The organism is Adhaeribacter pallidiroseus (genome assembly GCF_003340495.1).
Classification (GTDB): Bacteria; Bacteroidota; Bacteroidia; order Cytophagales; family Hymenobacteraceae; genus Adhaeribacter; species Adhaeribacter pallidiroseus.
Genome location: NZ_QASA01000001.1, coordinates 2,085,382 through 2,108,368, shown reverse-complemented (window position 1 = coordinate 2,108,368; position 22,987 = coordinate 2,085,382). Strand labels below are relative to the sequence as shown.

The window sequence follows — 22,987 nt, the reverse complement described above, 5'->3', positions numbered from 1 at the left end:
TCACTTCTAAATTACACTATACTTGTTCAAATATACGAATATTTTTAAATAATATTCAATAATTTAAATATTATTTTCTAATGATTTTCGGCTTTTATATTCACCGAAGACTCCGCGATTACCGTTAATAATTCGTCAGTCTTTTTTTCTTCGCTCAGTGTTTCCTGTAACAGATTAAACGCTTCGTTATGGCCTAAATATTTAGCGTAAGTGCTGGCTGTTCCGTAACCGGCAATTTCGTAATGCTCTACGCGTTGGGCGCTGGCAATTAAACCGGCATCCATTACTTCGGCATCCGCATCTTCGCTCATCATCTCTTCTGCTTCTTTCAGTAAGCCTTCCATGGCTTTACATTTAATCGCTTCTGCTTCTATCCCCATGGATTGGAATACTTGCTCTAGCCGTTTTACCTGATTCTCGGTTTCGGTCATGTGCGTTTGAAAAGCTTCTTTTAATTTCGGAGACTGGGCCGTCGATAACATCTTAGGCATGGCCTTTAATAATTGTTGTTCCGCGCCGTACAAATCTTGTAATTGGTGAACCAATAAATCATTTAATGATTGCAGTTTCATAGTCTTTTAATTTTATATTTAGAATAAACCCGTAAAATTCTTTCTCTCCTATACGCCCTTGTACGGGTAAGGTTAGTGAAATAACAAAAAGATAACCCCGTATGTAAAGCGAAAGCCTATGGTCTTAAATTTTTATTTTAAGGTTTTGAATGGATTGTATTTTTTAGATTTTTTAAAAAATTTACAATAGTAAGGTCTCAAAATTCTATTTAGAATATTAAATACCTGTTTATTCCCTCCGTACGGCTAACGCTGTTGCAGCATGATCTCTTGCTTTCCGGGAAACTTGTAACCAAAAGTTTTTTACTTTGCATAATCAAGCTAAGTACTGCCAAAATAAACCGGGCTTTCTCAATCTTACAAGATCGTAAACTACTCGTGAATACACCCAAAGGAAAAATTATAGCTATTGGTGGCAACGAAGACAAAGGCACCTACTCCCATGCGCGCAGCCAACGCAAATACTATTTAAATTTTTTTGAACTCGGCATCTTAAAGCGCTTTACCGCCGAATTGGGCAAGGTTGCTCCCCGAATTGAAGTTATTACCACGGCTTCTATGATTCCGGAAGAAGTAGGCAACATTTACCAAAAAGCCTTTGGCATTTTAAATTTCTCTAACATTGGTTTAATGCACATTCGCACCTTCGCCGAAACGAATTTACCTGTTTACCTGGAACGGTTAAAAGCGGCCGACGGTATTTTGTTCTCCGGCGGCGATCAATCGCGGATTATCCAGGCTTTTACCGGAACCGAATTTTTGCGGATTTGCAAAGAGCGTTACCAGCACGAGGAAAATTTTGTAATTGCCGGCACCAGCGCGGGAGCTATGGCCATGTCGGGGATTATGATTAAACGCGGTAGCAGCTTTGAAGCCCTGATGAAAGGAACCGTAAAATTAGGCCAGGGTCTGGATTTTTTATCGAACGCAGTAATTGATTCGCACTTTGTAAAACGCGGCCGTTTTGGGCGACTCATGGAAGCTGTGGCGCTGCATTCCCGCAAAATTGGCATTGGCCTGGGCGAAGACACCGGAGTGCTTATTACGCACGGCAACCTGATCGAAACCATTGGCTCTAACCTGGTGATTATAGTAGATGGCTATCACATCAAGCATAATAATGTGCACGAAGCAAACCGCGGAGAACCATTATCCATCGAAAACTTGGTGATGCACGTTTTAGCCAAAGGCAACGTGTACGATATCTACCTCCGCGAATTCTATAAAGATGCCGCCACGCGTCAGCAGCACGTGCAGAATATTCTGGATAACTTATCTTAATAGTTACTAAGTAGTTGGTCGTTATTAGTTGTTCGTTGTTCGACCTATAAACTATTGATATCTAAAACATTACTTTGAAATATCCTTACGTTTATTTTTGTCCCGATACTTAGTTGCTGGTTATTGCAGGAAAAGTAGAATAAATCTTTCTAAAAGAGTAAATAGATATACTCGTTACCCAGGCATGCAGTAGTTAAATTGATTTTAGTCCTAATAACAAGAAACGAACAACCAATAACTACTAGTACTCTAGCCGTAAATCCCGATGTAAGTTGGTTCTTGGTTCTGTTTGCTGGCCCGGTACATTCCTTCGGAGTTAAACATTAAGGCAACTTTTCCTTGTTGGTTTAAAGCAATTAAGCCGCCTTCGCCACCTTGTTTTTTTAATTTTTCGTGCACCACGTAGTGGCAAGCCTCCGCTAATGTTAATCCTTTGTACTCTATTAAACAAGAAACATCGTACGCCACCACCGCCCGCATAAAATACTCCCCGTGCCCTGTGCAGGATACCGCGCAAGTGGCGTTGTTCGCGTAAGTACCCGCGCCTATAATGGGGCTGTCTCCTATGCGGTTAAATTTTTTATTCGTCATGCCACCCGTAGAAGTAGCTGCCGCCAAATTGCCCAATTGATCCAGAGCTACCGCTCCCACGGTTCCAAATTTTTTTTCGGTTAAATTTTCCGGCCGTAAGCTATGATCCAGAACCACCTGGTCCGAAGCTACAGCGGCCCGCCATTGTTCATACCGCGCGCCGTCATAAAAGTATTCTTCCGGTTCAAAGGCAATGTTCTGGCTCTGACCAAAAACTTCGGCTCCGTTACCTACTAATAACACGTGTTCGGAATGCTGCATTACGGCTTTTGCCAGCGTAACCGGATTTCGCACCCGCCGCACGCCAGCTACTGCTCCGGCTAAGCCGGTAGCACCGCACATGATGGCCGCGTCTAACTCGTGTTTGCCTTCGTGGGTGAACACTGCGCCTTTCCCGGCGTTAAACAAAACACAATCTTCCAGGTTACGCACGGCGGCTTCTACGGCTGTTAAAGAACTCCCGCCTTCCTGTAAAATCTGATGCCCCAACTCTACTGCTTCCCGCAAAGCATTCCGGTACATGGCTTCTTTTTCTGCGGTCATCAAGGCGCGCAAAATGGTACCGGCTCCGCCGTGAATAGCAATAGCAATTGGATTCATTAGCTATAAGTTATATTTTTTTAAAATAAAATAAATCGCGCGATTAAAGCTTGCTGGCAGCAATTATTTTTAAAAATAAGGGCAATTTTAGACCAAAATAATCCCGAAATTATCTGTTCCGGAAGGAATTATTCCTTAATTTAATACGTATATTTGCTACAAGTAAATTGTTTTTCATACAAAAAAAATCAGGATTATGTCTTTTGAGGTTCAAGGAAGATTACACGAAATATTCGATGAAGTTCAGGTGAGCGATAAATTCCGGAAGCGCGAATTTGTGCTGGAAATACCGGATGGCTCTTTTACGCAGCACGTAAAATTTCAGTTAACGCAAGATAAATGCGGTGTAGTTGACCAATATAAAATTGGCGATGAGGTTAAAGTAAATTTTAACTTGTCGGGTAAACCATTCACCAAGAATGGCACTACCATGTATTTTACTAACCTGCAAGCCTGGCGGATAGAAAATGCCGGAGCTGCTACAGGAGCAGGTAAATCCAATCCGAGCCGCGCTGAGCAACCAGCCACCAATAGTCCTTTTTTAACAGAAGAAATTGACAACGATTTGCCTTTCTAAAGGATTATCTTGTTTGGTATATACAAGAGAATGCGGGCCAACAGCCCGCATTTTTATTTTCAGGTTAGGTCCGTTATTATTTTTTAAAATTTATAGCCGGTAGGCAAATTTTACGCAAACATTATCCGGGCCCTAAATCTTTATCATACATGATAGATAAAATCGCTTTAATAACAGGAGCTAGTTCGGGTATTGGCAAGGCCACCGCTTTAGAACTGGCGCGTCAGAAATATACATTAATTCTGGTGTCGCAAAACGAGCGACGCGGCACTCAGGTAATACGGGAGATTTATAAAGAATTACCAGGTGCCGAAGCCGAGTTTATGCCCTGCGATTTAGCCGACTTTTCCGCCGTTAGGCAGCTAGCTGCCAAAGTTCAGCAAAGATACAGCCACCTGGATGTTTTAATTAATAACGCCGGTATTTTACCCGGTGCGCACGAAATCACCCCCGATGGCTTTGAACGCTCCTGGGCTACGAATCATTTAGGTCCTTTTTTGCTGACTAACTTACTCTTAGATTTAGTAAAGCAAGCGCCGGCCGGCCGCATTATAAATGTTTCGTCGGAAGCGCACCGCATGGGCAAGATCGCGTTTGATCCGGAGAAAAATGAGAAAAAATACAGTGCTTTTACTGCTTACTGCAACTCTAAGTTAGCCAATGTATTATTTACGTATGAACTGGCCCGCCGTTTAGAATCGACGGCTGTTACCGTAAATGCCTTGCATCCGGGCGTAATTGCGAGCAGTTTTGGCCAAACAGGAAGTGGTTTTTTAAAATTTATGTTTCAACTGGGCCGGCCGTTTATGAGTACTCCCGAAAAAGGAGCCAGCACGGTTATTTACCTCGCTACTTCCCCGAACGTAGCCCAAACAACTGGCTTATATTTTAAAAATAAAAAAACAGTAAAATCCTCCAAACTATCGTATAATCAAGCCTTGGCCCAACAACTTTACCAAGAAAGTGAAGCGCAGGTTAAAATATAAAAGGTAGATACGGAACTCCTCAGGTTGCCGGAAAATAAGATTAATTATGCACGATTTGTGGCGTTTGATTGCTATTGGGGAAAATGAGCAGTTGGATTTTAAAAAAACCATTACGCATCCGGATAAAATTGCCCGTACTTTGGTTTCCTTTGCCAATACCCGCGGTGGTATCATTCTGGTGGGGGTGCAGGATAATGGCACCATTAGGGGCGTGGATCCGGAAGAAGAAAAGCATACCTTGCAGTTGGCCGCTCAGTTTTACTGCGATCCGCCCTTAACCTTGGGTTACCAGGAAGTAGAAATGGATAACCGGCTCATTCTGGAAGTGAGCATTCCGGAAAGTACCCAAAAGCCGCACCTAGCCAAAGTAAAAGACAACGACTGGCGCGGGTATGTGCGCGTGAAAGACGAAAGTGTGCAAACCAGCAAACTGGTAAATAAAGTTTTGCGCACCGAACATCCCTTAAGTGAAACCGCCCGGCCCTTAAACCTAGATAAACCCGATTACCAAGTGCTGGATTATCTAAAAACCAATCGGCGTATTACCTTGCCGGAATTCATGAAACTAGCTAATATCTCGAAACGCCGGGCTTACCGCATCTTAATCAAATTGGTGCTACACGGCTATCTTCGCCTACATGAAAAAGACCAAGAAGATTATTATACGTTAAGCTAATCGGGCAAGCCGTTTTTTAAAAAAGCTAGTAGTTCAGGCATTAAACGGGTCGCAGTAAAGGGCAACTGCTTTGCCACTCTTGAAATTTTTTAATATGGTTTTACTTTTAGCAGCATAAGTTTGCTCTCCATCTTATTAATTATCAGAACAAAAGGGTGATGATGATTTTTTTAAATTTTACCCGCGTTTACCGGTTATAAGTATTAAAATTTCCGGCAATCTTCTATAAAGTGCGCAGCTGCGGCCCGGACTGAAAACGCTCGGCTGTTTCTTTTTCTTCGTGTCCGTCGGGGTAAATGGCTTTGATGGGCCAGCCATTTTCGTAAACCACGGTTTTGCGCAAAGTGCCATCCAGGTTGTAATACTTCCAATCGCCAATCCAGTAATAATGAATGCGCTCTTTGGTATTTTCCTGCACGGCTTTGCCGGTATGCGCCACCTGCCCGTTTTTGTGGTAATAAGTAGCGTTTAATATCCGGAAATCTTTCTTAGAATCGTATTTTTCAACCAAATATAATTGACCGTTGGGGTAAAAATACTTCCATTTTTTTACCTGCTTGCCGTTTTTAAACCGGCCTTTACTGGTAATCTGGTCCGGATTTTCTTTGTCTTCTTTATAGTTCCAGCGACCAACGTGTTCTTTGTCGCGGTTTACTTTGTTTTTACCAAAAATATTTTTTAAAACTTGGCCTTGGGCGGTGGGTTGAATAGCTAGTCCCAGGATTACCAGCAAGCCTATACGTAGAATAAATTTCATCTTTTTAATTAATTGTATTTGTGCCAGCTAACTAATGAAAGATAATTATTTTTTTGTCCATCCAAAAGTTTCTGTTTTATTTTAACGAACCGGTTGTGTTTTTATGAAAAAATCAGGCAGGTTTATTTGCCAACCCTTTACAGGTTAGCTTTAATTAAACATAATATTTCATTCTATTGGTTAAATTTAATCCTTGTTTTGTGGCACTTGTTCAAATTCCTCTTTTTACCTATTCGCAGAAATTACGGAGGTTAGTTTAAAATAATATTTGCCGGAAAATTGCCTGCTTCCTGCTTGGTTTCGTAGAAATATTCCGGCTAAATACTAGGAGTTGCGCGCTTCATTAGCTAAACTAACACTTCTATTTTTAATTAAATTACTTTTCTGCGTATGACTGAATCCCAAAAAACTAAAAGAGCTCCCGCCCGCAAAAAAAACGATGCGCCCCCCAAAATAAAAAAAGTATTTGTGTTGGATACCTCCGTGATTTTGTACGACCACAGTGCCGTGGAACATTTTGAAGAACACGATGTTGCTATCCCGATTACGGTTCTGGAAGAACTTGACAATTTTAAGAAAGGAAACGATATTAAAAACTTTGAAGCCCGGGAGTTTATCCGCTTCATCGATCAGCTGTCGCATGAAAATAAGCTACAGGACTGGCTGCCTTTAACGGGCAAAAACAAAGGGAAATTCCGGGTGGTAATGACCCACGACTCGCCCATAGATGCCGAGAAAGTTTTTAACGAAAGAAAAGCCGACCACAAAATTTTAAATTCGGCGTTGCAGTTGCAACACGAAATGCCCAACCACAAAGTAATACTGGTTACCAAAGATATTAACCTGCGCCTGAAAGCCCGGGCCTTGAATTTGCCGGCCGAAGATTACGAAACCGGTAAGGTGCAAAATGTAAATTCGCTATATACCGGCAACGACCTGCTCGAAAACGTACCCGCCAGTTTAATTACCGAATTATACGAAACCGGGATTTCCGCGAATTTGGAAGTATTAAAACAAGAGCCGCCGGATAACCATTACTACATTCTTAAAAGCTACAAAAACTCGGTGCTGTCGTACTACAATCCCGTGGAGCGGCGACTGGAAAGAGTAGATAAATTATCGGGTTACGGCATTAAACCGCGCAATGCGGAACAAGCTTTTGCGTTGCACGCCATCATGAACCCAATGGTAAAGTTGGTAACCATACAAGGAGTAGCAGGTACCGGAAAAACCTTGTTAACCCTGGCCGGGGCCATTGAGCAACGCCGTAATTACAAACAAATTTATTTGGCGCGGCCCATTGTACCGCTCAGTAACCGCGATATTGGTTTTTTACCCGGCGATATTAAATCCAAAATAAACCCCTACATGGAGCCTTTGTGGGATAATTTAAAATTTATATCCAATCAGTTCGTGGAAACCAGCAAAGAACACCAGAAAATAAAAGAACTAACCGAACAAGAAAAACTGGTTATCACGCCCCTGGCTTACATTCGGGGCCGGAGCTTATCGAACATCTTTTTTATTGTGGATGAAGCCCAGAACTTAACGCCCCACGAAATTAAAACCATTATTACCCGGGCCGGCGAAAACACCAAAATTGTATTTACCGGCGATATTTACCAAATCGATACGCCTTACCTGGACACGCAAAGTAACGGCCTGTCTTATTTAATTGATAAAGCTAAAAACCACCCACTTTACGCCCACATTACCTTGCTCAAAGGAGAACGATCCGAATTAGCGAACTTAGCGAACGATCTGTTGTAATTTTTAAATTTTTACTCTTCTTACTTCTATAATCCGGGGCTAGTTTTACGATCAGCTCCGGATTTCTACTTATACTTAAACTAATTTACTTTAGTGCTTTAAAGTACCATCTTACAAAAAGATTTTACTTACAGAGTAACATCTAGTGTCTAACATCTAACATCTGGTTATGCGCCTAGTGGAGTTAACGGCTCGAAAGCCGCTTGATTATAAAAACTTTTTTCTACAAGGTCTGCGCGACCATCCCGACTGTTTCCGGACCAGTCCGGCGGATGAGTTGTGGGCTTACTTCCCGACGGAAGGCACCACGGAAAGTTTTACGTTGGCCGCTGTTTCGAATCAGGCGGAAATTATGGGCGTTGTAAGTTTTGAGCGCGAAACTTCCGTAAATATGCGGCACAAAGCTTTATTGTATCGCATGTACGTGGGGCTGAATTTTGCCGGTCAAGGCATCGGAAAAATGTTAATTAATAATACCATTAACCGGGCTCGCCAACTTTCCGGTTTAGAACAAATTTATTTAACGGTAATTGCCACCAATACCAAAGCTAAAAACTTGTACCAAAGCTTTGGCTTCGAATCTTTTTCCCACGAAAAAAATGCCATTAAAACGCCGGCTGGCAATTATTACCACGAAGAACAAATGGTTTTATTTTTGTGAAAAGTAAATAAAAATTTAAAAATTCCGGGTTTAAGAGAGTAAATAGCGGTCTTTTAAAATTTGCATATGATGAAACTCGTGCGCCGCAATAACCGTGATTAAGCCACGCACCGTAGCCGGACTATTATTTGCTCTTCCGGAACGCTGAAGCGTTTCAGCCGGAAAGCTTTGAAACAAAACAAGGTTGCTTTGCCGTTGCCAACGGTATTCCTGTAGTAAACTACCGAGTTCGCGTTCCCCGAAGGCGGCGTGCGCTACGTATTCATTTTCTTCAAAGCCGGGCAACGACTGCTGTTCGCCGCGGGCAATGCATAAGGCCCGGTAAGCCATAATGCGCTCGGTATCTACCAGGTGGCCCAGTACTTCTTTTATCGTCCATTTGCCAGGTCCGTAAGCAAAATCTTGTGTTTCCAAGGGTAGATCCTGCAAACTGGTTTTTAACTTTTCTGCCTGTTGCTGCAAAAGAGTGATAATATCTCCTTCCGGAATTTGTTCTAGGTAGCGGTGGTAAAATGGAGCTACCTCCGTTAAAGGCGCTTTAGCAATCATTGTTATATAGATTAATCATGATGCGTTAAAAATAAGTACTTTAAGCAATTTATTTTAAAAAATCAGATTATTTAAATGTTTTTAGTCTAACAACGAACAACTAATAACGAACAACTACTTAGGTTATCTCTCCTGGTTAAATTGCGTATATACTGCAAAAACAGGAGCAAAATGTATGAGCACACTTTCTGATAAGGGTTTAGAAATTTCGAAAAAAGCTATTTTTCATATGCTGGTACGGCGGGCTTCTACCCTGCTGGGCAAACCGGTTAAAATTGGGTTATTGTTAAAAGAAGCGTACAGCAAGCTAATCAACGTAAAAAGTGATAAAAGTGGGCTTACCCAGGTAAAAGAGATTTTCTTTATCTTTATCCGCTTGGTGCGGGCTTATATTAATGGTTCTTACCGGCAAATTCCTACCAAATCGCTCTTACTGGGTGTAGCTACTCTGTTGTATTTGGTGATGCCGCTGGATATTATACCGGATTTTTTACCACTAATTGGCTACTCCGACGATTTAAGTGTGATTGCCTGGTTTGTTACTACTTTTCAAAGCGAGATTACCCGGTTTAGAAGTTGGGAAACCCGAAACCTGGAAGACGAAGAGCCCATGGTAGCCGTAGTGTAAGTTTTTTAAATTTTTAGTGTTTTTTCTGTTGTTTATAATGCAGTTATTGTACACCGAAAAACACTTTCATGAAAAATTTAATAGAACGAATAAGTATTCTGGGATGTGGCTGGTTGGGTTTACCGTTGGCAGAACAATTAGTTACGGCCGGCTACCAAGTGGCCGGCTCCACCACTACTTTCGAGAAATTAGAAATCCTGCGGCAAAAAAATATACTTCCTTACCAAATTAATCTTCTGGATCAGGCGAACTCCGAAACTTTACTGGAATTTTTAGAAACAGATTGCCTGATTATTAGCTTCCCACCCCGATTGCGGGCGGGTTTAGAAAAAGAGTATTTACCGCAGATTCATTTCTTAAAAAATGCCTTAGATCATTCCTCGGTTAAATTTGTGTTATTTATTTCTTCTACCTCGGTGTACCGCGACGTAAACCAGGTAATCACGGAAAATGAACCCAGTGACGCGTTGGATCTTGCCAGCCCTTTGTACCAAGCCGAAGAAATAATTCGAGAAAGCTCTTTTTACCAAACTACTGTTTTGCGATTTGGTGGTTTAGTAGGTGGCTCCCGCCAGCCGGGGCGTTTTTTAGCGGGTAAAACTCAGGTTCCGCAACCAGAAGCACCGGTTAACCTGATTCATTTAAATGATTGCGTAGGCATTATCGGGCAAATAATTTCCCAGCGTGTTTTTAACGAAATGTTTCATGCCGCCGCGGATAAGCATCCTTCCCGGCAGCACTTTTATACGGCAGCGGCGCAAGCATTAAACTTAGAACCACCCCAATTTACGGAGTCCGGACCAAAGGCGTATAAAATTATTAGTAACGCTAAATTAAAAGCGCAGCTTGCTTATGAATTTATTTACCCCGATCCCATGTTTTTCTTTTAATCCTATTTTAATTGGGAATTTTAAATTCGATAATGCGAGAAACAATTGTGGTAATGGGCGGTGGAGCCGCCGGTTTTTTTGGAGCTATTACCTGCGCCGAAAATAACCCAACGGCTCAGGTAATTTTACTCGAGAAAACTACTAAGTTACTTTCTAAAGTTCGGGTATCCGGGGGCGGGCGCTGCAATGTAACGCACCATTGCTTTAATCCTACGCAATTAGCGCAGTTTTACCCGCGGGGCGGGAAATTTTTAAAAAATTTATTCAAATCGTTTGGTGCTGCCGAAACCGTGGCCTGGTTTCAGAACCGGAACGTTCTGCTGCACACCGAACCCGACGGCCGCATGTTTCCGGTTACCAATGATTCCGACACCATTGTAAACTGCTTGTTGCAGGCGGCACAAAAAGCCAATATTACAGTGGAAACCAGTTTAGGCGTTGAAAAAATACTGCCTGTTTTTACCGCAGCGCTGCCTCATTTTAATTTGCAATTATCCAACGGAAAAACTTTAACCGCCAACAAAGTGCTTATAACCACCGGTGGCGCCCCTAAGTTGGAAAGTTACCAATGGTTAAAAGATTTAGGTTTACACATTCAGGAACCGGTCCCCTCGCTGTTTACTTTTAATGTGCCGGGCTCGCCTTTACAGGAATTAGCGGGAGTGGCGGTACCTAAAGCCAAAGTGAAAATTGTGGGCCAGCAACTCGAAAACGAAGGCCCCTTACTCATCACGCACTGGGGATTTAGTGGTCCGGCGGTACTCAAATTATCCGCTTGGGGGGCGCGCTTATTACAACAGTTAAGCTACCAGTTTACTATATTAATCAATTGGGTACCTGAACATACCGAAGAATCATTGCGGGCCGCGTTAATGCAGTACCGCCACGAGTTTGCCCGCCGGAACGTTGCCGCGCATCCCATGTTTCAATTACCGCAGCGCCTCTGGAAAGCTTTAATTAATTTGGCGGGCATTAACGACCAGGTAAAATGGGCCGAGCTGCCGGCCAAAAATCAAAATAAATTACTCGAACAATTACATCGGGCTCCTTTTACCGTACGGGGCAAAACTACTTTTAAAGAAGAATTTGTAACCTGCGGAGGCGTAGATGTAAACGAACTCGATCCCAAAACCATGCAAAGCAAGAAAATTCCGGGTTTATACCTGGCCGGCGAAATCCTGGATGTAGATGGGGTAACCGGTGGTTTTAACTTCCAGGCTGCCTGGACTACCGCTTTTCTGGCGGGTAAAGCCATGGCCACCAACTAAAACTACTCTAAGGCATTGATTCCCCCACCGCGTCTGATTTAGGATTATAAGTAACATTTTCGACCAGTTTTCAGTTTATAGCAAATAACTCAAACTTAAAACGGTTATTAACTCTAATAAGACTATGGACAAAGAAAAAGAAATTGTTTCGGTGGTACACCACCTGATTGAACGCGCCAAAGATGGCGAAAAAGGATACCGGACTGCCTCGCACGATGTTCACGAGGAAGATTTAAAAAGTTTGTTCCGCCAGTACGCCGTGCAACGCGATAACATGATTACCGAACTACAAGATCAACTGCACCAAATGGGTAAAACCCAGGACGAAGGCGGTTCAATTGAAGGTACCGTTCACCGTACCTGGTTGGATTTATCTTCGGCTATTGTGGCCCGGGATCGGAAAAGAATCTTGTCGGAGTGCGAGCGCGGCGAAGATTACGCGGTATCGGCTTACGAAAAAGCGCTAAAAGCTGATTTGCCTACTAACTTAAAATCAATTGTAGAAAAACAATACCAGCAGGTAAAAGAAGCCCACGATCACATCCGGGGATTGCGCGACGAAGCTTAATTTTAAAATTTTTAATATTCTTTAGAAAGCAGAAGCTAATGAGTTTCTGCTTTTTTTATGCTCATTCCTCTACTTTTTTAAATTTTTTATTTGAACCAACGATTAGGGCTTTAACCGGATTAATAGCATTCGAGGTACCAGGTGTTTAACTTTATCCTACTCAGATCCATATTTATAAAATTTAAAAATTTTTCATTGCGGGTGTTCCGGTAAAATTAACTAAGCTGTAATTTTAAAATTCTCCTGATTTTTAAGTATTATGTAGCCATTTTATAAAACGAAATAGTGGCACTTGCCTCTGGTTCTTCAGCTGTATGCTGTTCTAATGATTGAAAGCAGGCAATTAATACATTATATTATGAGAAAAAATCGCGGTGGGTTCTATCGTTACAGCATTCCTAATAAAAAATTTATTCTGATTGGATTTACGGGTTTAAGCTTATTGGCGGGATTACAAGCCTGTATTAATAGTGAAAAGGCTAATAGCAAAAATCGGGTAGTTACGCAAGCTTCCTCGCCAATTACCGGTTCCGCAGTTAACTTACCTGTTCTCAGTCCTACGCAACCAGCTCAAAAGCCCGCGAAAGAAGTATACGCCACCGACGAACACGTACTTATTGATGGCAAACAATTGTTTCAGAGTAATTGTACGGCTTGTCATAATTTTGAACAAAAAGGCATCGGCCCTAATTTGGCCGGCGTTACCGGGCGCGAAACCAAAGAATGGCTTACAAAATTTATTCCGAATGCGCCTGCCGTCATTCAATCGGGGGATGCCCACGCTACCAAACTGGTGGCGGAATACAAACAAGTAATGCCCGCTTTTACGTCATTAACTTCGGAAAATGTAGAGGCACTTTTGGGCTATCTGCATGCGCAGCAACCAAGCCCGGAAGATGAAAATAGCGCTAAACTGGGGACTCCCCTGCGGGACCCCATTCCTACCAAAATCCCCAAATCGGAATTATTGCTAAGCCTCGAATCTGTTACTACTGCTCCTGCTACTTCGGAAAAAATACCAACGGCTCGTATCAATACCATGGTAGTTTTGCCGGGTAAAAAGAAACGGGTTTTTCTGCAGGATTTGCGCGGCAAGCTTTACGAAATGGAAGGCCCTACCCTGCGGGAGTACCTGGATATAAGCAAAGAACGACCTGCTTTTATTCCTACTCCCGGTTTAGCCACTGGCTTTGGCAGTTACGCTTTTCACCCGGATTTTTACAAAAACGGTTTATTTTACACCACGCACACCGAAAAAGCCCGCACCGCTCCCGCCGATTTTGCCTACCATGATTCTATTAAAGTGGCGTTGCAATGGGTATTAACCGAGTGGCATTTACCCGACCCGCATGCGCCGGTTTTCGCCGGTCAAGGTCGCGAATTGTTGCGCATCAATATGGTAAATCAAATCCACGGGGTACAGGAAATTACGTTTAACCCTTTTGCTAAGCCGGGTTCGCCGGAGTATGGCTTGTTGTATATTGGTGTGGGCGATGGTGGCGCCGCTGAACAGAAATATTCGTTTTTGTGCAATTCCAACCAAACGGTGTGGAGTACGGTGCTGCGCATTGATCCAAGGGGCAATAACAGCAAAAATAAAAAATACGGCATTCCGACCATCAACCCGTTTGCCCAAGACAAAGACCCAAGTACTCTGGGTGAAATTTACGCGACAGGTTTCCGGAACCCCAATCGCATTTACTGGTCTCCGGACGGCAAAATGTTGATTTCGGACATTGGCCTGACCAATATTGAAGAGTTAAACATTGGTAAGCCCGGCGCCAATTATGGCTGGCCTGCCCGGGAAGGCACTTTTCTGCTGAACTACCAAGGGAAAATGGACAAAGTATACTCCTTACCGGCCGATGATGCTGCTTCTCATTATACCTATCCGGTGGTGCAGTTCGACCACGACGAGGGGAATGCTTTTTCGGCCGGCTTTGTGTATACCGGCAGCATTCCGGCTTTAAAAAACAAATATATATTTGGCGACATCGTAAGCGGGCGCGTTTTTTTTGTGGATAACCATAAGTTAAAATTAGGCCAGCAAGCCACTATTCAGGAATTTACGTTGCAATTTGCGGGCAAAAATGCCACCTTTCAGGACATAACCGGCAACAAGAAAACGGATCTTAGGTTTGGTGTCGGGCTGAACAACGATCTGTACCTTTATACCAAAACGGACGGCAAAATCTGGCGGGTAAATAATTGTTTGCTTAACAAGAAAATTTAAAAATTTAGATTTTCGCTTCATAATGTTTAATCATTTTTAAATTTTTTTTTTTAATTTTTGTAAAAGCAGGAACAGTACCAACCATACCTCGCAGGAATGATTCAAATCCAAAACAGTTTACAAGCAGCTGATCTGCAACCTTTATTACAGAAGTTCTGGGAGCTATCCGGACAAAAAATTAAAAATATTGAACAACATTACGCTACCAGCCAGGGTTCGCCGGTATTTACGGTAAAAGGGCAATATACCACCCGCGGCTGGACCGAGTGGACCCAGGGATTTCATTTTGGCTCCGCCATTTTACAGTTTGATGCTACCGGCGAAATAGAGTTTTTAGAAGCAGGACGACAGAAAACGGTAGCAGTGATGGCGCCGCACGTGAGTCACATCGGCGTACACGATCATGGTTTTAACAACGTGAGTACTTACGGAAACCTGCTGCGGTTAATGTACGAAGGCAAATCGCCGTATAACGAGTGGGAAAAAAACTTTTACGAATTAGCGTTAAAAATTTCCGGCGCGGTCCAGGCCAGCCGCTGGACTACCACCAAAAACGGCGGTTTTATTCATTCCTTCAACGGGCCCCATTCTTTATTTGTGGATACCATCCGTTCCTGCCGGGCTTTAATGGTGAGCCACCAACTGGGCCATGTGCTGCAAGCCGAGAACGACATTAAAATAAACTTACTCGAAAGAGCTTTACAACATTGCCAGGCCACGGCGCAATATTCGGTGTATTACGGCGAAGGTCGCGATTCTTACGATTTGTGGGGACGCACTGCGCACGAAAGCATCTTTAACACCCGGGATGGCAATTACCGGGCACCCAATTCCCAGCAAGGCTACACTGGCTTTAGCACCTGGACCCGCGGTTTAGCCTGGGCCATGTGCGGCTTTGCCGAAGAACTCGAATTTCTGCAAACCATTTCCGACACGGAATTACTGCATTTTGGCGGCCGCTCAGAAATAGAAGCTTACCTGCTCAAAGCGGCCCAAGCTACTTGTGATTTTTATCTGGCCCACACGCCCGTAGATGGCATTCCTTACTGGGATACCGGTGCCCCGAAGCTGCATAAATTAGGCAATTACCTCGACCAACCGGCCGATCCTTTTAATAATCAGGAACCCGTGGATGCTTCGGCGGCGGCCATAGGAGCCCAGGGTTTACTGCGGTTAGGTAAATTTTTAAAAAACAAAGGCCAAACTGAAGCTGGCAATACGTACTGGCAGGCCGGATTAACCGTGGTACAAACCTTATTACAGGAACCTTACCTGAGCACCGATCCGCACCACCAGGGTATTTTGCTGCATTCCGTGTATCATTGGCCGAATGGCTGGGATTATGTACCCGAAGGCAGCACCATCCCCTATGGCGAATCTAGTATGTGGGGCGATTACCACATCCGGGAAGTAGCGCTTTACCTCCACAAACTGAATAATCAAGAACCTTATTACACCTTTTACAACTGCGTGCAATAATGGCCGAAGAAAGAAAAAATTTAAAAAAATTGTGCATCCACACCATTACCACCAAACCCTGGCCCATTGAAACCGCCGCGCAGGAGTTTTCGGCAGCAGGTATTGGCGGCATAACCGTTTGGCGTGATGCTTTAGCGGGCCGCAATATCCGGCAAACCGGTAACAGGCTCCGGGATTTAAATCTGGAAGTAGTATCCCTGTGCCGGGGCGGCTTTTTCCCGGCGCTCACCCCGGAAGGACGACAAAAAGCCATTCAGGATAATTTAAATGCCATCGACGAAGCCGAAGCGTTAGGTGCGCCTATGGTCGTATTGGTGTGCGGTTCCGCTCCCGGACAATCCTTAGCGGATTCCCGGAAGCAAATTCAGGATGGCATTGCGGCTTGTTTACCCCACGCGGAAGCGGCCAACGTAAAACTGACCATTGAACCCTTGCACCCCATGTACGCCGGCGACCGGTCGGCGGTAAATACTTTAGCCCAGGCCAACGACATGGCCGAAGCTTTAAACTCCGCCCACGTCGGCATTGCCGTGGATGTATATCATTTGTGGTGGGATCCGGATCTGGAAACCCAGATAAAACGGTGCGCGGCCAATAACCACTTATCGGCCTTTCACATTTGTGACTGGAAAACTCCCACTCTGGACATGCTCAACGACCGCGGTTTAATGGGCGAAGGGTGCATTGATTTAAAACAAATTCGCGGCTGGGTAGAAAAAACGGGTTTTACGGGCTTTCACGAAGTAGAGATTTTTTCGAACCTGTACTGGCAGCAAGAGCAGTCGCAGTTTTTAGAAAAAATCATGGCGGCGTACCAACAGCATGCCTGAGATTATGAATAACGCATAAATTTTTAAATTTTAGGCTCGCTGTTAAATAAATTAATCTACCTGAATAGAGTACTTTCCCGAATTTAAAAATAGGTTGCTGCCACCAGCGAATAAACGGCCTTTAATAATTGGTTAATCGATTAATCAGGAAAATGAAGCTACTATTACGACCCGTTATACTGGTTTTTACCTTCTTCTCTTTGGGGAACTTACATGCGGCGGCGCAGGAAATAGATACCGCTATGTTGTGCCGGGGAACTTACTCTACCGAAGCCGAAGGCAAAGCGGCTCTGGAAAAAATGGCGGCTACTTACCACGATAAAACTACCTGGGAAAAAAGGGCGGCCATAATCCGGCAAGGCCTAATTTCGGGCGGTGAGCTGACTAATCTGCCCACGAAGAATCCTTTAAAACCAATTATCCACAGCAAACGCGTGTACAATGGATACACCGTGGAGAACGTGGCTTTCGAAAGCTTTCCGGGTTTCTTTGTAACCGGTAATTTGTACCGGCCCACCGTAAAAAAAGCTACTTACCCGGCTATATTATCCCCGCACGGCCATTCCAGCAATCCGGCCACTATGGGTCGTTTTCTGGAATCGGTGCAAAAGCGCTGCGCTACTTTAGCCCGCATGGGTGCTATTGTTTTTACTTACGACATGCTGGGCTACGGCGAATCAGACCAGAGCGTCCACAAAATGCCCCAGGTTCACCCGAAAACCATTACCATTCAGGTAAACAACGGCATGCGGGCAATTGATTTTTTAATTTCGTTACCGCAAGTTGACCCCAAACGAATTGGCGTAACCGGCGAATCAGGCGGCGGTACCCAAACTTTTTTACTGACTGCTTTAGACAAACGGGTAGCGGTATCGGTACCGGTAGTAATGGTTTCGGCGCATTTTTTTGGCGGTTGCAACTGCGAAAGCGGTTTACCAATTCACAAAAGCGCGCATCACCAAACCAACAATGTAGAAATTGCCGCCTTAGCTGCTCCCCGACCTATGTTGTTAGTATCCGATGGGAAAGATTGGACCAAAAACACGCCTACGGTAGAATACCCGTACATCCGCCACATTTATAAACTCTATAATCAGGAAAACCTGGTACAAAACGTACATCTGCCCAACGAAGGCCACGATTACGGCAGCAGTAAACGCCAGGCTGCTTACGCTTTCCTGGCCAAACATTTAAATTTAGATACTAACCTGGTAAAAACCAGCAACGGGGTGATCGATGAAAGTTTTGTTACCGTAGAAGATCGGGCTAAATTGCTGGTTTGGAATGCCAGTCATCCTAAACCGGCAAACGCTATTTCCGGCGACGAAGCCTTGAATACAATGCTAACAGCCAATAACAAGAACGCAGAGAGGTGAAAAATTTAAAAAAAATCTGGTAACAACACTTAAAAGTTTTAAACGCCTCCCGCTAAACGCATAACTCTAAACTTTTAACGCATAATTCTAAAAATGACTCCCACTATCCACCAAGTAGGTATTATCATGAACGGTGTTACCGGCCGCATGGGCACCAACCAGCATCTAATGCGCTCCATTGTTGAAATCATAAAGCAAGGCGGCGTAAAAGTAAGTCCCTCCGAATTTATCATGCCGGATCCGATTTTAGTGGGGCGCGATGCCGTGAAACTGCAAAAGCTGGCAGAACAATCGGGCGTACCTAAATTTACCACTGATTTAGATAGCGTAATGCAAGACCCGCGGTACCAGATTTACTTCGATGCCCAAACCACCGGCCGCCGGGCCAGTGGCGTGCGCCAGGCGGTAAAAGCCGGCAAACACGTTTACTGCGAAAAGCCCACCGCCGTTAGTACCGAAGTAGCGCTCGAGTTATACGAACTTTGCCAGAAGAACAATATAAAAAACGGCGTGGTACAGGACAAACTATGGCTGCCCGGTTTGTTAAAATTAAAACGATTGATTCAGAACGATTTCTTTGGCGAAATTTTATCGGTGCGCGGCGAATTTGGATACTGGGTTTTTGAAGGCCACACGGTACCGGCCCAACGCCCTTCCTGGAACTACCGCAAAGAAGACGACGGCGGCATTATCGTGGATATGCTCTGCCACTGGCGCTACGTACTGGATCATATCTTCGGAAAAGTAAAAGCCGTTTCGTGTTTAGGCGCTACGCACATTAAAGAACGAATCGATGAAAACGGCCAACCCTACCGTTGTACCGCCGACGATGCCGCTTACGCCACCTTTGAACTCGATAATGGGATTATCGCGCATTTTAATTCGTCCTGGACGGTACGGGTGCGGCGCGATGATTTACTGACCTTACAAGTAGATGGTACTAAAGGCTCGGCCGTGGCCGGTTTGCGCGAATGTTACACGCAGCACTACGGCAACACGCCCAAACCGGTCTGGAATCCGGATATTCCGCAGCCGATCCAGTTCATGGAAGGTTGGGCCAAAGTACCCGAGCAGGAAATTTTTGAAAATGCCTTTAAGGTGCAGTGGGAATTATTTTTAAAACACGTAGTAAAAGACACACCTTTCCCCTGGAATTTACGCGAAGGCGCCAAAGGCGTGCAACTCGCGGAAAAAGGTTTAGAAAGCTGGGCCAAACGGTGTTGGGTAGAGGTACCGGAGTTGTAGTTTGGTCGATAGTGGATAGTTTATGGTTGATAGCCCGTAGTAGTTAAACTTAATTTAGAAATAAGGCTGACCAAAGCTGAAAATCTAAAAAGGGGATTTCTCTTGTTTCAAGTTAAACAGATTTTAAATTTTTTGGAATAACTGATTTAAAATAATAATGATGATCTGGATTTTTAAATTTTTATGAGAAAAGTAGCCCTTATCACCGGAGGTACCCGCGGAATTGGTTTAGGCATTGCCACCCAGTTAGCTCAGGCTGGGTTTGATCTGGCTGTCAATGGAGTCCGCCCGCTTGATGCTGTTACGGATGTGATAACCGGGTTGATGCGGCACGGCGGCGATGTTATTTACGTGCCGGGCGATGTTGCTTCCGGTGCCGATAGAGCCCGAATGATTCAGGAAATTAAATCGTATTATAGCGCTTTACACGTGCTCGTCAATAATGCCGGCATTGCGCCCAAAGAGCGGCGGGACATTCTGGAAGCCACCGAAGAAAGTTTTACCCACGTGCTCACCACTAATCTACAGGGGCCTTACTTTCTCACCCAAGCCGTAGCCAACTGGATGGTAGAACAAAAAAACGAAAAGCCTAACTTTTCCGGTTGCATCGTAAACGTATCTTCTATTTCGGCCACGGTGGCCTCGGTTAACCGCGGCGAATACTGCGTGGCTAAAGCAGGCATAAGCATGGCTACCCAGCTGTTTGCCGCGCGCTTAGGCGAATACAACATACCCGTGTACGAAGTACGGCCTGGAATTATAAAAACCGACATGACAGCCGGCGTTACCGAAAAATACGATAAATTAATCGCCGAAGGTTTAACGGTGCAAGAACGATGGGGCGAAGCCCTAGATGTAGGCAAAGCAGTGGCAGCTTTAGCCACGGGCTATTTTCCTTATTCTACCGGTCAGGTAATAATGGTAGATGGCGGTTTAACGTTGCCTCGATTGTAAAACACCTTTCTTTTTTTAAATTTTCACCTAAGTTCCATTTAGTTATTCTGTATTAAGCATTTCTGTATGACCGACAATCCTCCTTTTAAGCAACTTTTAAAGGTACCCGTAATTGTAGCTGCCTTAGGCTATCTGGTAGATATGTACGATTTGTTTTTGTTTAACATTGTGCGGGTACCCAGCTTAAAAGCCTTAGGTTTATCGTCGGATGAATTGTTTTCCAAAGGTTTACTGATCCTGGATATGCAAATGGCCGGTATGCTCATTGGCGGTATCTTGTGGGGAATTTTGGGTGATAAGAAAGGCCGTTTGTCGGTACTTTTTGGTTCTATCTTGTTGTATTCGCTGGCCAATATTGCCAATGGTTTTGTTACTTCCTACGACCAATATTTACCATTGCGTTTTATCGCCGGCATTGGTTTGGCTGGGGAACTAGGGGCAGGTATTACCTTAGTGGCGGAAATATTACCGAAAGAAATCCGGGGCTGGGGTACTACCTTAGTGGCTACTACGGGCGTTTTCGGGGCAATACTGGCTTATTTTGTAGCTTCAGCTTTTGATTGGCGCATTTCTTATTTTGTAGGCGGTGCCTTAGGTTTAATCTTGCTGTTGATGCGCGTGCGGGTTTTTGAATCGGGTGTATTTCTGCATTTAAAACACAAGAACGTACAGCGCGGCAATTTCTTCATGCTTTTCTCGAGCGGCGCCCGCTTTAGTAAATACCTTTATTCTATTTTAATTGGTACCCCCATCTGGTTTGTATCCGGGGTGCTCATCTTCTTCTCCCCGGAATTTGGGGCAGCCCTGGGCGTAACGGAGCCCATTGAAGCCGGTAAAGCCGTGATGCTGGCTTTTGCCGGGCAAGTAGCCGGCGACCTTGTTTCGGGGTACCTGAGTCAGCGGTTTAAAAGCCGGAAAAAAGGCATGCTCATTTTTCTGCTAGGTTCGTACACCTTTATGTTGGTGTATTTACTGGTGAACACCACCAGCCTCCCTACTTTTTACTTTTTTTGCGCCGCCTTGGGCTTTTTTAACGGTTACTGGACTTTGTTCATCACCATTGCGGCCGAGTTGTTTGGTACTAACCTGCGGGCCACTGTGGCTACTACGGTGCCTAACTTTGTGCGGGCTTCGGTTATTCCCATTTCGGCCTTGTTTGTGTTCGCCAAAGCTCATTTTGGCCTTACTTTGGGGGCTGCCATGGTGGGCGGCTTCATTGTGGCCATAGCATTATGGGCTTTATCCCGGCTCGAAGAAACCTTTCACAAAGAACTCGACTACCACGAAGAAGATGCTCTGGACCCCAGCTTGGTTCTACCGGAAGTAGGTAATCCGGATTCGCTCACGCGAAAAAACTAAGTAATTCCATCAAGTAGTTATTAGTTGTTCATTGTTCAAAACCTAATATTATATTAAAGATCTTCCATAGCGTATAAAGTCGATTAACTTCTTTTCCCGGTGTACTTTGGAGCCGGTTCCCGTCTTTATTTTAAAACAAAAAAGTGGGCACTTGTCAAAAACAAGCGACCACTTGGACCAAACAAACCAAGTATTATTTACAGTTGTAGCTGTACACTTGCGACGTAGTGACGCCGGATTGCGTTTTGGTAGTTACTTTGGTGGGGAGGCCGTTGCTGTTGTACTCGTAAGTCATATCCTGCGATTGAATTTTATCTACGGCATTAGTCATTTTGTTAGTAGCCACTATCTTGGTAACATTATTTACTGCCAGTGGCTCGATGTTGATAATGGGGGAGCTATTCACGGGATTTAACTTGGCATCGTAGGTGTAATCGTAAGCAAAAGCCGGCGTGGGCGCTTGGCCTGCTCCCATTACAATCGCGTATTCTTTGTGATTCGGATTTCCTTTACTATCGTAAGTAAAAGTCATGTAACCGGCTAAACTTAAGGTTCCGTTTTCTTCTACGTCCAGAAACATGTTAACCTTGCTGGTTTTATTCTGAGCGTTGTATTCATATTCGTACCGCGTTATATTTTTCATTTGGTTCGAATCATCGTCTTTTGAAAAGAAGTTCATTTTGGCAGGATTCCCAGCCGCGTTTAGTTCCACCGTGAAATAATCCTGCAACACATTACTGGCATTAAAAGACGACATTTTCGTTACCTTGCCCGCGTTGTTGTAATCAAAAGTAATGTACTCGGTTAAAGTGTTATTTTCTTTGGTATTTACCCGGGTTAGTTTACCCTGGGCATTGTAAACAAACTCCGATTGTTCATTATCCGCACCGGTAGTCTCTGAAATACCCGCGATTTGGCAAGAATTACCTTGATTTCCGTTATTATTAGGATTGGGCTGCGGATCGTTCTTTTTTGAATCTTCGCACGCAGAAAACAAGCTCATAAAAGTAAGTCCCAGGAAAACCAGGGTAAGTTTTGGCTTTTTCATAAAATAGAAAGTTGTTAAAGAGTGGATGGATTAATAGTGGGGTTTAGGTTATAGTTAAAATAAGTATTTATTTTTTACTCATTGGAATG

Annotated in this window: 22 protein-coding genes; 17 read left to right on the top strand and 5 right to left on the bottom strand. The window is 44.1% G+C overall.

The window, feature by feature from the left end:
* Positions 1–77: 77 nt before the first annotated feature.
* Positions 78–572 (bottom strand): YciE/YciF ferroxidase family protein, encoded by a 495-nt coding sequence (locus AHMF7616_RS08300; protein WP_115372462.1) that lies wholly within the window; start codon positions 570–572, stop codon positions 78–80.
* 378 nt (positions 573–950) lie between these two features.
* Here AHMF7616_RS08300 and AHMF7616_RS08295 point away from each other — a divergent pair, with 378 nt between their 5' ends.
* Entirely contained in the window at positions 951–1,853 is a 903-nt protein-coding gene (locus AHMF7616_RS08295) for a cyanophycinase (RefSeq protein ID WP_115375509.1), read from the top strand.
* 249 nt (positions 1,854–2,102) lie between these two features.
* Here the strand turns inward: AHMF7616_RS08295 and AHMF7616_RS08290 are convergent, their stop codons facing one another.
* Positions 2,103–3,044: an isoaspartyl peptidase/L-asparaginase family protein gene (locus AHMF7616_RS08290; RefSeq protein WP_115372461.1), complete on the bottom strand. Its 942-nt coding sequence runs from the start codon at positions 3,042–3,044 to the stop codon at positions 2,103–2,105.
* A 196-nt stretch (positions 3,045–3,240) separates the two neighbouring features.
* Here AHMF7616_RS08290 and AHMF7616_RS08285 point away from each other — a divergent pair, with 196 nt between their 5' ends.
* The 3 genes from AHMF7616_RS08285 to AHMF7616_RS08275 all read left to right on the top strand — a co-directional run bounded on the left by AHMF7616_RS08285 (position 3,241) and on the right by AHMF7616_RS08275 (position 5,283).
* Positions 3,241–3,621, top strand: coding sequence for a DUF3127 domain-containing protein (locus AHMF7616_RS08285; protein WP_115372460.1), 381 nt, complete (start codon positions 3,241–3,243; stop codon positions 3,619–3,621).
* Between the two features lie 149 nt (positions 3,622–3,770).
* Entirely contained in the window at positions 3,771–4,607 is an 837-nt protein-coding gene (locus tag AHMF7616_RS08280; protein ID WP_115372459.1) for an SDR family oxidoreductase, read from the top strand.
* A gap of 46 nt (positions 4,608–4,653) precedes the next feature.
* Positions 4,654–5,283 (top strand): RNA-binding domain-containing protein, encoded by a 630-nt coding sequence (locus AHMF7616_RS08275; protein WP_115372458.1) that lies wholly within the window; start codon positions 4,654–4,656, stop codon positions 5,281–5,283.
* 223 nt (positions 5,284–5,506) lie between these two features.
* Here the strand turns inward: AHMF7616_RS08275 and AHMF7616_RS08270 are convergent, their stop codons facing one another.
* Entirely contained in the window at positions 5,507–6,040 is a 534-nt protein-coding gene (locus AHMF7616_RS08270; RefSeq protein ID WP_115372457.1) for a toxin-antitoxin system YwqK family antitoxin, read from the bottom strand.
* 390 nt (positions 6,041–6,430) lie between these two features.
* Between AHMF7616_RS08270 and AHMF7616_RS08265 the strand changes: the two genes are divergently transcribed.
* Positions 6,431–7,810, top strand: a complete 1,380-nt coding sequence (locus AHMF7616_RS08265) for a PhoH family protein (protein WP_115372456.1) — start codon at positions 6,431–6,433, stop codon at positions 7,808–7,810.
* 169 nt (positions 7,811–7,979) lie between these two features.
* Positions 7,980–8,471, top strand: coding sequence for a GNAT family N-acetyltransferase (locus tag AHMF7616_RS08260; RefSeq protein ID WP_115372455.1), 492 nt, complete (start codon positions 7,980–7,982; stop codon positions 8,469–8,471).
* A gap of 30 nt (positions 8,472–8,501) precedes the next feature.
* Here AHMF7616_RS08260 and AHMF7616_RS08255 read toward each other — a convergent pair whose 3' ends face one another.
* Entirely contained in the window at positions 8,502–9,020 is a 519-nt protein-coding gene (locus tag AHMF7616_RS08255; RefSeq protein WP_115372454.1) for a DinB family protein, read from the bottom strand.
* A 175-nt stretch (positions 9,021–9,195) separates the two neighbouring features.
* On the opposite strand from AHMF7616_RS08255, the gene AHMF7616_RS08250 reads away from it, so the two are divergent.
* The 11 genes from AHMF7616_RS08250 (at position 9,196) to AHMF7616_RS08200 (ending at position 21,850) form a co-directional block, all read left to right on the top strand.
* Positions 9,196–9,648 carry a YkvA family protein gene (locus AHMF7616_RS08250; RefSeq protein ID WP_115372453.1) on the top strand — a complete coding sequence of 151 codons (453 nt, stop codon included), beginning with the start codon at positions 9,196–9,198 and terminating at the stop codon, positions 9,646–9,648.
* Positions 9,649–9,716: 68 nt separating this feature from the next.
* A complete protein-coding gene (locus tag AHMF7616_RS08245; RefSeq protein ID WP_115372452.1) occupies positions 9,717–10,538 on the top strand; it encodes an SDR family oxidoreductase in 822 nt (273 codons plus the stop codon).
* 32 nt (positions 10,539–10,570) lie between these two features.
* Complete coding sequence (locus tag AHMF7616_RS08240) at positions 10,571–11,806, top strand: BaiN/RdsA family NAD(P)/FAD-dependent oxidoreductase (RefSeq protein WP_233507408.1); 1,236 nt, start codon at positions 10,571–10,573, stop codon at positions 11,804–11,806.
* 124 nt (positions 11,807–11,930) lie between these two features.
* A complete protein-coding gene (locus AHMF7616_RS08235; RefSeq protein WP_115372451.1) occupies positions 11,931–12,374 on the top strand; it encodes a ferritin-like domain-containing protein in 444 nt (147 codons plus the stop codon).
* Positions 12,375–12,732: 358 nt separating this feature from the next.
* Positions 12,733–14,607, top strand: a complete 1,875-nt coding sequence (locus tag AHMF7616_RS08230) for a PQQ-dependent sugar dehydrogenase (RefSeq protein ID WP_115372450.1) — start codon at positions 12,733–12,735, stop codon at positions 14,605–14,607.
* A gap of 96 nt (positions 14,608–14,703) precedes the next feature.
* Positions 14,704–16,086, top strand: coding sequence for a glycoside hydrolase family 88 protein (locus AHMF7616_RS08225; RefSeq protein WP_115372449.1), 1,383 nt, complete (start codon positions 14,704–14,706; stop codon positions 16,084–16,086).
* The gene (locus AHMF7616_RS08220; RefSeq protein ID WP_115372448.1) at positions 16,086–16,916 is read left to right on the top strand and encodes a sugar phosphate isomerase/epimerase family protein; all 831 of its coding nucleotides are present in this window, start codon (positions 16,086–16,088) and stop codon (positions 16,914–16,916) included. Before AHMF7616_RS08225 ends, AHMF7616_RS08220 begins: the two co-directional genes overlap by 1 nt.
* 152 nt (positions 16,917–17,068) lie before the next feature.
* Entirely contained in the window at positions 17,069–18,292 is a 1,224-nt protein-coding gene (locus AHMF7616_RS08215; RefSeq protein WP_115372447.1) for an alpha/beta hydrolase family protein, read from the top strand.
* Between the two features lie 93 nt (positions 18,293–18,385).
* Positions 18,386–19,537, top strand: coding sequence for a Gfo/Idh/MocA family protein (locus AHMF7616_RS08210; protein WP_115372446.1), 1,152 nt, complete (start codon positions 18,386–18,388; stop codon positions 19,535–19,537).
* A 183-nt stretch (positions 19,538–19,720) separates the two neighbouring features.
* Positions 19,721–20,491 (top strand): 3-ketoacyl-ACP reductase, encoded by a 771-nt coding sequence (locus AHMF7616_RS08205; RefSeq protein ID WP_115372445.1) that lies wholly within the window; start codon positions 19,721–19,723, stop codon positions 20,489–20,491.
* 66 nt (positions 20,492–20,557) lie between these two features.
* Positions 20,558–21,850: an MFS transporter gene (locus AHMF7616_RS08200; protein WP_115372444.1), complete on the top strand. Its 1,293-nt coding sequence runs from the start codon at positions 20,558–20,560 to the stop codon at positions 21,848–21,850.
* A gap of 193 nt (positions 21,851–22,043) precedes the next feature.
* Here AHMF7616_RS08200 and AHMF7616_RS08195 read toward each other — a convergent pair whose 3' ends face one another.
* Positions 22,044–22,898 (bottom strand): hypothetical protein, encoded by an 855-nt coding sequence (locus AHMF7616_RS08195; protein ID WP_115372443.1) that lies wholly within the window; start codon positions 22,896–22,898, stop codon positions 22,044–22,046.
* Positions 22,899–22,987: the final 89 nt, after the last annotated feature.

Bases quoted from the DNA above. Each gene is read 5' to 3' on its own strand.
- AHMF7616_RS08230 (WP_115372450.1), top strand. From the start codon at position 12,733: ATGAGAAAAAATCGCGGTGGGTTCTATCGTTACAGCATTCCTAATAAA.
- AHMF7616_RS08195 (WP_115372443.1), bottom strand. From the start codon at position 22,898: ATGAAAAAGCCAAAACTTACCCTGGTTTTCCTGGGACTTACTTTTATG.
- AHMF7616_RS08250 (WP_115372453.1), top strand. From the start codon at position 9,196: ATGAGCACACTTTCTGATAAGGGTTTAGAAATTTCGAAAAAAGCTATT.
- AHMF7616_RS08235 (WP_115372451.1), top strand. From the start codon at position 11,931: ATGGACAAAGAAAAAGAAATTGTTTCGGTGGTACACCACCTGATTGAA.
- AHMF7616_RS08255 (WP_115372454.1), bottom strand. From the start codon at position 9,020: ATGATTGCTAAAGCGCCTTTAACGGAGGTAGCTCCATTTTACCACCGC.
- AHMF7616_RS08290 (WP_115372461.1), bottom strand. From the start codon at position 3,044: ATGAATCCAATTGCTATTGCTATTCACGGCGGAGCCGGTACCATTTTG.
- AHMF7616_RS08275 (WP_115372458.1), top strand. From the start codon at position 4,654: ATGCACGATTTGTGGCGTTTGATTGCTATTGGGGAAAATGAGCAGTTG.
- AHMF7616_RS08280 (WP_115372459.1), top strand. From the start codon at position 3,771: ATGATAGATAAAATCGCTTTAATAACAGGAGCTAGTTCGGGTATTGGC.
- AHMF7616_RS08300 (WP_115372462.1), bottom strand. From the start codon at position 572: ATGAAACTGCAATCATTAAATGATTTATTGGTTCACCAATTACAAGAT.
- AHMF7616_RS08215 (WP_115372447.1), top strand. From the start codon at position 17,069: ATGAAGCTACTATTACGACCCGTTATACTGGTTTTTACCTTCTTCTCT.
- AHMF7616_RS08225 (WP_115372449.1), top strand. From the start codon at position 14,704: ATGATTCAAATCCAAAACAGTTTACAAGCAGCTGATCTGCAACCTTTA.
- AHMF7616_RS08210 (WP_115372446.1), top strand. From the start codon at position 18,386: ATGACTCCCACTATCCACCAAGTAGGTATTATCATGAACGGTGTTACC.
- AHMF7616_RS08265 (WP_115372456.1), top strand. From the start codon at position 6,431: ATGACTGAATCCCAAAAAACTAAAAGAGCTCCCGCCCGCAAAAAAAAC.
- AHMF7616_RS08285 (WP_115372460.1), top strand. From the start codon at position 3,241: ATGTCTTTTGAGGTTCAAGGAAGATTACACGAAATATTCGATGAAGTT.
- AHMF7616_RS08205 (WP_115372445.1), top strand. From the start codon at position 19,721: ATGAGAAAAGTAGCCCTTATCACCGGAGGTACCCGCGGAATTGGTTTA.
- AHMF7616_RS08245 (WP_115372452.1), top strand. From the start codon at position 9,717: ATGAAAAATTTAATAGAACGAATAAGTATTCTGGGATGTGGCTGGTTG.
- AHMF7616_RS08240 (WP_233507408.1), top strand. From the start codon at position 10,571: ATGCGAGAAACAATTGTGGTAATGGGCGGTGGAGCCGCCGGTTTTTTT.
- AHMF7616_RS08270 (WP_115372457.1), bottom strand. From the start codon at position 6,040: ATGAAATTTATTCTACGTATAGGCTTGCTGGTAATCCTGGGACTAGCT.
- AHMF7616_RS08220 (WP_115372448.1), top strand. From the start codon at position 16,086: ATGGCCGAAGAAAGAAAAAATTTAAAAAAATTGTGCATCCACACCATT.
- AHMF7616_RS08200 (WP_115372444.1), top strand. From the start codon at position 20,558: ATGACCGACAATCCTCCTTTTAAGCAACTTTTAAAGGTACCCGTAATT.
- AHMF7616_RS08260 (WP_115372455.1), top strand. From the start codon at position 7,980: ATGCGCCTAGTGGAGTTAACGGCTCGAAAGCCGCTTGATTATAAAAAC.